Genomic DNA, 2573 nt, shown 5'->3' with positions numbered 1-2573 from the left:
GCAACGCTATACCAATTAGTAGATGCCGGAAGCGTGCGCTGCGTCCAGTTGATACCATCTGGCGAAGTTATAGCAATTGCGCTACTTATCCCAACAGCGACAAATAAACCACCGCCGTAAGTCACACTGCGCCAAGTTGCAGATAGTGGCGCGCTTCTTTGCGTCCAGGTAATACCGTCTGGTGAGGTGGCAATAACGGTCATGCCGCCGCCTACGGCAACGAAAATGCCATTACCGTAAGTTACCGCGTACCAAGTTGCGGAAGCTGGAAGCGTGCGCTGCGTCCAGTTGATACCATCTGGCGAAGTGGCCGCGATGTTGCTGCTTGTGGCGACCGCAACAAACAGACCCTTTCCGTAAGTCACCGACGCCCAGGTGACGCTAGCAGGTAACGTCGCCTGAACTGATGAAAAGTCAGTTGGAAGGTTTCGAGCAGTTGTGAGCAGGTCGCCAATTTGATCGCCAGCAAAGGCCCATTTCGGCAGTTTATCGCCGTCGAGTTTCAGCGCTTGGCCGACTTGCGCGGCCGCACGATCTGGCAACCCTGGAACCCAATCAACCGCCCCGGCCTTATTGATTTGCAAGGCGGTAAACGGTTCGCGCCCGACAGGAAGCCCAGCCCCGGCACCAGCCGCTACAGCGGCGGACTGGGCGTCAACTTTTGCGGCATTCGCCAACGCCACTTGCCCGGCTGCTAGCGCCACCTGATCGGCGGCCAGGCCTACTTGCTGGGCTGCCGCGTTCTTCGAGGCGTCAGCAGCAGAGGCTGAGCTGGCGGCTGCGTTGGCGGCTGCGGCCGCAGCAGAGGCCAGGGCTTGCACCTCTGTCAGCTGCCCGGCCATCCATTGCAGTGCGATGTTGATCTGCACCACCATTGGCTGCAGCGCGCCGATCATCGCGTCAGCTTTGGGTGTGAAGTCTGCCGGGCCATCACTGCGGGTTGGCGCCGGCGGCAGGTTCGAAATAACAGGTACGGCCATCAGATAACCCCTTCAACAGTAATTGAGCAGTCGGAAACAGTCGGGCCGGAAAACACGATCTGAAAGTCCTTATAAAATCCAAACAGGATGGTGGCCTCGTACGACTCTTCACCGATCCACACCACCGGCGTGGCGCGCAGATCAGCCAGCAGACGCCGAACGCGAGTCACCTCAGATGTGTCCAGCGCGATGTCGAAATCAGCTCGGTTGGAGAACGAACGCTGAATGACCACGGTGTTGCCGAAGTCGTCGGTGGATTTTCGGCTGTAGTCATTGATCCCGACCGAGCTGCCATACAGCGCCGTGCCGATTTGCTTCACGGCCCCGATGACCACATGCCCTACAGTCGCCACTTCTGGGCCAGCATCGATGGTCAGGACGATATCGGCGGAACCGTAGGCCGGCATATCGAGCGCCACAACGTCAGTGCGAATGCCGATTGGCTCGAAAAACCAGTCGTACCAGTTAGTCACTCCAGCATCGACCAAGCTGATCTCTTTGCGGTACACCTCCCCTTCCAGCGCATCGACCATCGTGACGGTGACCGACTTACCCTTGAGGTTGAACAAGGCCAGGGAATTGACCACCGCCCCCGGCTTGATCGTGACCTCAATCGTGCCGGGGTTGGTGGTCAGGGATTCCACCTTGTTGTCGAACATCCGCCAGCGGTTGGTAGAGCCCAGATCTAGCCACTTGGCAGGATGATCCTTGTCGATCACCTCTTCGCCCGGCTTGACTCCCGCCGGGACGGCGGCCAGCGCTTGGTAAATGTGGTGATTCCAAATCACCTTGGTATCGATGTCGTAGGCAGTGGTCGAAACCCATGCCGCGAAGTCCGTTTCAGGCACGTTGCTGCTGACCAACTTGGCCGGTGTTATTTCAACCGGCTTGATGAGTCTCATAGGGCGTAATCCCTTTCTTTTGGTGCACCTTCGGTATCCCACTTCTGAAGCAGCGCGGCGACTTGCTGATTGGTCTTGGCGATCTGGAACCGCTGCGATTTGTTTTCCTCACGCATCTGCTTGAGTTCGGACAAGAGCGCAGCGTTATCTCCGCCACCCCTCAGCATTGACGCCGTCTGGTTGGCAGTGAAGATCCGGCTCGGGCCGGTGACCTCCAGCTCCGGACCGTTCTCGCCCACCAGGCGCAAACCACCGCCGAAGTCGCCTCCGCTGGCATAGCCGGGCACCTTGATTGCCTGGCCCTTTTCCTTGGCCGCGTTGGCGATGGCTTGGGCCAGTTGGCCATAGCTGATCGAGCCGCTCGCGAGCTCCCCCTGCCAGTACGCCTTGCCGGCTGCATCGGCGTCCCGCCCCAGCAATGATTGGTACACCGAATCGATCAGCGTGCCGTTGTTGGTTGAGGTTCCATCGGAGGCTTTACCGGTGATGCCCGCCAACGCAGCCACGACTGCGAGGTTCATCGCATTGATGGCCGCAGTGACCCCCATGACCGAATTGTCGACGCCGTTGAGCGCATCCATCTGCGCCTGGGCGAACTCCAACTGCGAATCGAACTGAGCCATCTGAGCGTCATACGCCGCCTTGGCTAGCTCGATTTGCGTCTCCAATCCCTTCAGCGACTTCTCTGCAG

At 59.0% G+C, this 2573-nt stretch carries 3 protein-coding genes; all 3 read right to left on the bottom strand.

Annotated features, from left to right (window positions below; genetic code table 11):
- Positions 1–980, bottom strand: a 980-nt coding sequence (locus IEQ42_RS27200) for a beta propeller repeat protein (protein WP_479687555.1), incomplete at its 3' end; no start/stop codon positions are given.
- Positions 980–1882 carry a hypothetical protein gene (locus tag IEQ42_RS27195; protein ID WP_210706193.1) on the bottom strand — a complete coding sequence of 301 codons (903 nt, stop codon included), beginning with the start codon at positions 1880–1882 and terminating at the stop codon, positions 980–982. The genes IEQ42_RS27200 and IEQ42_RS27195, both read right to left, overlap by 1 nt.
- Positions 1879–2573, bottom strand: a 695-nt coding sequence (locus IEQ42_RS27190) for a DUF4214 domain-containing protein (RefSeq protein WP_210706192.1), incomplete at its 5' end; no start/stop codon positions are given. The genes IEQ42_RS27195 and IEQ42_RS27190, both read right to left, overlap by 4 nt.

This window comes from Pseudomonas iridis (assembly GCF_017980685.1).
Classification (GTDB): Bacteria; Pseudomonadota; Gammaproteobacteria; order Pseudomonadales; family Pseudomonadaceae; genus Aquipseudomonas; species Aquipseudomonas iridis.
The sequence above is the reverse complement of the archived record's forward strand: the minus strand, read 5'-3'. Positions and strand labels throughout refer to the sequence as shown.